Origin of the sequence: Micromonospora arborensis, assembly GCF_003205615.1 — a bacterium.
Classification (GTDB): Bacteria; Actinomycetota; Actinomycetes; order Mycobacteriales; family Micromonosporaceae; genus Micromonospora; species Micromonospora arborensis.
Map to the genome: position 1 here is coordinate 24,891 of NZ_PYBV01000030.1, position 5,040 is coordinate 29,930.

Annotated in this window: 3 protein-coding genes; all 3 read left to right on the plus strand. The window is 71.3% G+C overall.

Features of this window, described 5'->3' with window-relative positions; all coding sequences use genetic code 11:
* Positions 1-76: 76 nt before the first annotated feature.
* The 3 genes from C7C45_RS23115 (at position 77) to C7C45_RS34205 (ending at position 4,748) form a co-directional block, all read left to right on the plus strand.
* Positions 77-1,249 (plus strand): hypothetical protein, encoded by a 1,173-nt coding sequence (locus C7C45_RS23115; protein WP_110565801.1) that lies wholly within the window; start codon positions 77-79, stop codon positions 1,247-1,249.
* A gap of 169 nt (positions 1,250-1,418) precedes the next feature.
* Positions 1,419-2,201, plus strand: coding sequence for a GNAT family N-acetyltransferase (locus tag C7C45_RS23120; RefSeq protein ID WP_110565802.1), 783 nt, complete (start codon positions 1,419-1,421; stop codon positions 2,199-2,201).
* A gap of 363 nt (positions 2,202-2,564) precedes the next feature.
* Positions 2,565-4,748, plus strand: coding sequence for a S8 family serine peptidase (locus C7C45_RS34205; protein ID WP_167454803.1), 2,184 nt, complete (start codon positions 2,565-2,567; stop codon positions 4,746-4,748).
* Positions 4,749-5,040: the final 292 nt, after the last annotated feature.

Sequence of the window (5,040 nt, forward strand, 5' to 3'; positions counted from 1 at the left end):
ACGTCGTCCCGTCGCGGAGATGCTCCGGTCGGGTCCGGTGCCGCCCGACGCGCCGAGGGAAGGACCACACGCTGCAATGAGCCAGACAACCGAGAGCCGGACGGATCAGACCGGCGCTTTCCACCAGCTGTTGCTGCGGATGGCCGGCCGGCTGCCCGACGAGCTGATCGTCGAGACCCGACGCTGGCTGGCCGAGGGCGAGTTCGTGGAGATCGCCCAGGCGGTGGCCTTCGCCGCGCTCGCCGGTCGGATCGCGGTGACCGAGGCCGATGCCGCGCTGCTCACCGACGTCCTGCGTGCCGCCGGCGAGGACGTCGAGGCGCTGGCCGCGCTCGAACACTCCGATGCCGCCTCGCAACCGCTGTACGGGGCGGCGCCGGTCAGCCCCGAGGTGCTGGAGCAGTACGGCTCCGCCGTCCCGTACAGCATCGACTTGACGGTGCCGTACACCGGACCGGGCGGGATGGACGAGGTCGACGCCGCAGCTGTCGCGGCGATGGCGTCGCTGGCCACGGACGCCCCGGTTCGTGCGCTCTGGCGCGTCTGGCGGTTCCCGTCGATGGGCATCCAGCAGCCGCAGGCTCGTCGGGTGTTCCTGCTTCAGGCCGATGATGAGACGGCCCTTCCCGGGCTGGCCGTCAAGCTTCAGGACGTGCTGGCCGTCGCCGGGGAGAGCCACCCGCAGGTGGAGGCTTTTGTCGACCCCGACACGATGCCGCCCTACCAGCGGACCGCCCTCGGCTTCGCCGCGCTGCTCTGGACGGCCACACCGGGGGAGGCACCACTCGTCGTGCCGGTCTTCGACGCCGTCGAAACTGGTGCCGAACCCGGCTTCGACCCGACGCACCCCCGGCTCGACCAGGCCGAAAATGATCGCGTCGCGGACTACCTCGACGCGGGCGTGCCACTGCTGATCACGCCGGACCACGCGCCCGACGTACTCGATCCAGAGCGGCCGGAGGTGGTGCCGGCGGTGGTCCGGACCGACGGACGGTGGATCTGGACCGAAGCGACCGCTTACTACCTGCGGAGCTACGGCCTGGCGCCCGCCCCCGACCTGCTCGACGAGATCCGGGCCAACGACTATCTTCCGCCCGAGGTCGACGCGGTGGCGCTGCACCGGGCGTTGTCGGTGCTTTACGCCGCGGCCACCGAGGTCGCCACCGCCGACGACGCCGAGGTGCCCGGCGATGCCGCTCGCCCGGACGAGGCCCGGACCGAGTCGGTGGAGAGCGCTCGCGTGCACTAGTGCTCTGCTCGGGAACGTTGTGATGAGGAGGGCCAGATCGGTGACCGGGGCCATAGCCCGATCCTCGAACTTTCCGGTGTTTCCGCGCATCGTGCCAACTGTGAACGCGTGGACGGTGGACCCTGAACAGCGGGGATCGGCGTCCCGCAACCGACAACAGGGGGTTCTGATGACGGAGAATGATTCAACCGCGAAGGCCGCACTCGCCTTCCAGGCAGGCATCGAAGATCTGGCGGCGGCGATTCCCGGCTCATACCGCGAGCGGAGCGCGAACGGCACTTTGCTCGCCCTGACGCGCGCGATGGTTCCGGCGCTGAATCCCATCCTCAGTGCCGCCGCCACGCCCGATGCTGCCGAGATCGCCGCGTTGGCGGAGGTCGCCGACCGGGAGTCCGGGCCGGCGCCCTGGAGCATCCGGCTGCGCGGGGAGCCGGGCCCGGAGATCATGGAGACGGCGACGCGGTACGGCCTGACCACCACGTCCAAGCAACCGTTCATGCTCGTGTCGCTCGACGGGTACGGTCCGACGCGGCCCGAACCCGTCAGCGAGGTGCGGGTACGTCGCCTGTCGGGAGACGAGGCCGCGATCTTCGCCGCCGTACTCAGCGCGGGATTCGGCGCCCCGCCGGAGATGATCTCCGCCATCTACATGCCAGCCGTGCTGGACAGGGCCGGCACCTCGGCGTACGTGGCCGAGAACGACCGGGGGGAGGCCGTGTCGGCCGGAGTCGCATTCCTCAACGACCAGTACCTCGGCCTGGCCAACATCTCGACGGTTCCCGCATTCCAGCGTCGGGGGTACGGGCGTGCCCTCACCGAGGCGATGCTCCGCGACGGTCACACGGCGGGCGCCCAGGCCGCGTACCTGCACGCGGATGAGCCGTCCCTGCCCTTCTTCGAGAGCGTCGGATTCCGCACGACGGAGTACTGGACGATGCTCAGCGCCTTCTGAGGTCTGCGGAGAGCCGGGAGGAATCTGCACGGTCCTCCCGGCTCTCCCAGCCGTCAGCCGCGCCTGGACAACGTTGCCCCGGCGTGTCACCCAACCCGGCCAACGTTCCCGGTCAGGGCACTGGCGGCTCTACCCGCCGTGTGCTGGTCGGTGCTGGTGACCGAACCCGTCACAGCGACGGCCGGCCCGGCCACGGAAGCGCCCATGTCGGAGGGTCGAACGGCCGGACCGCGCCTGTCTCCAAATTTGCGGCCCACCGGAATTGAACCGAAGGCCGGTTTGCAGCGTCGTCGGAACGGGTGCCTTGTCGGTTTCAACGACAAGGCGTGTCACGAGCGTGTGGCGAGGCGAAGGGGGCCGCCGGTGACGGCGAAGGTACGGGCCTGGTCGAGTGTGCTGGGTTGTCTGGCACTGTTGGCGGTGCTCACGCAGACGACCAGGCCGGGTCAGGCTGAAGGAGCGGTGGCGAAACCCTGGCTGGTCCAGGTGGCCACCACGCCGTCGGCGGCTACCCCTTCCGCGTCGACGACGGCCGGTGGGTCGGCGGCGACGCCTCGGCCGACGGCCACCAACACCGTCGGCGACGAGTACCTCAAGTACTACCCGGTGACCGCCGCCGACCAGGGGGCACCGAAGAGCCTGACGGAGATCGCCGGGCGGCTGCTCGGCACCACCGGTCGGGCTAAGGACATCTACCACCTCAACGTCGGCCGGATCCAGCCCGACGGGCAGGCGCTGACCGATTCGATGCAGTTGCGCGCCGGCTGGTTGCTGGTGCTGCCCTGGGACGCGGTCGGCGAGGGTGTCCAGTACGGCCTGCTGCCCACCGAGGCACCCGTACCCGCAACAGCCGCCCCGTCACCGCAGGGTGCCGCGCCGTCGGTGGCAGCCTCGGCGCCGAAGCCCCCCGCCGGTGGCTCGTCAGCACCGCAGTCGCCTGCCGCCACCCAGCCGAGCCGGCCACCAGCGAGCGTTGCACCCCCGGCGAACCCGCCGGCCAGCGCTGCGCCGGCTCCCACGAAGGCACCCGTCCCGGCGGCTCCTCCGGCGTCCTCGCGGCCACCTGCTCCGGCGGCTCCGCCGGCTTCCGCCCCGGCGGCTCCGCCGGCTTCCGCGCAGCCACCTGCTCCGGCGGCTCCGCCGGCCTCCACCCCGGCTGCTCCACCGGCCTCCACCCCGGCGGCTCCGCCAGTTACCGGCACCCCAGGCGCGGGTGCGAAGCCGACGCCGAACGAGCACTGCACCGTGTCGCCGTCGACCAGCACCAACTCCGGGTGGGCACACGAGCGGATGGCGGCCGACCAGGCCTGGGGTCGTACCCAGGGTGAGGGTGTTCTGGTCGCGGTCATCGACTCGGGCGTCGACGCCAACCTGCCGGAGTTGTCCGGCCGGGTCGCCGTCGGCGCGGACATCCCCACGGGCAGCGGCCGGGGCAACACCGACTGCCTCGGTTCCGGCACCGCGATGGCCAGCATCGTCGCCGCCTCGCCCGGCGCGGCGGCCCCGAGTAACAAGATGGCCGGGATGGCGCCAGCGGCGACCATCCTGCCGCTGCGGGTGGTGCACAACTCACCGAAGTCCGCACCGGCTGACGCGGCAACCGCGATCGAGGTCGCGGTCTCCGCAGGTGCCAAGGTGGTCGCACTCGGGTCCTACGTGGACCTGTCCGACCCGGCCGTCCGGGACGCGATCGAATCGGCTCTCGAACATGACGTCGTGGTCGTGGCGTCGGCGCCTACCGCGGAGACGAACGCGTCGCCACAGCCGGGGATGCCCGGCCTGCTTCGGGTCGGTGGGGTCGGCGCCGAGGGCCAACCGGCGGCGAACTACCGCGCCTCCGAGGTCGACGTGACCGCACCCGGCATCGACGTGGCCAGCCTCGGGGTCAGTGGCTCGGGCCTGCGCGCCAGCAGTGGCTCGCAGTACGCGGTCGCCTTTGTGGCCGGTGCGGTGACCCTGGTCCGGTCGGCGTTCCCGAACCTCGACGCCGGCCAGGTGGTACAACGGATCAAGTCGACGGCAGACCGTGCCGGGCATGACGACCCGGATCCGGTCACCGGCTGGGGCATGATCAACCCGAACGCGGCCGTGACGATGGTGCTCGCCTCGGAGGCGCGGCCCCTCGATGCTGACGGTGGGTCCGGGCCGGGTCCGATCCGCGTTCTCACCATCGCCATGGTGGTCGTCGTCGGGCTCGCGGCTGCCGCGCTTCTCGCCCGCCGCCCGTCGGCGGCAGCAGCGGCAGCAGGGGAGGCCCCGCCGACTGCCCGCGCCGTGGGTCGCGTCGGCGTGCCGATGGAAGCGGATACGCCAGGTGGGGACGGCGCCGCATCGAAGACGGGCAGCCTCGGTGACCCGGATGGCGTACCGGACGCGGGCAGCCTGGGCAAAGTGGACGCGGCAGCCGAACCAGCGGCTGACCCGGCCACTGCGCCAAATGAACCGCTCGTCGTGCCGAAACCCGGCGCATCGAGTGGGGTGAACGACCGTGACGAACTGCGGCCAGGGAACGAAGGGACCGGTCCCAAAAAGCATCCGACCCCGTGACCGGGTGCGGTGGCGCCACCCGGACAGGGTCGGGTGGCGCCACCGCACGGAGTCCCGTCGGCCTGGGCCAGACGGGCGATAGCTGGCGCGCTGTTATCGCAGGTCAAAGGCAGAATGCTCCGGGCCTGAGGGCTGGTGGAACCGCTCCCGGTCTGTAAAACTCTTCGGATCTGAACGAGGCTGGCCGGAGGGGTTGAAGGCGGCACGAACCGATCCGGTCGGCGACAGCGTGAGGGCCATTCCGTCAAGGACGGTGTGGCCCTCGGGACTTTGACGGGAGGAGGCGTTCGTC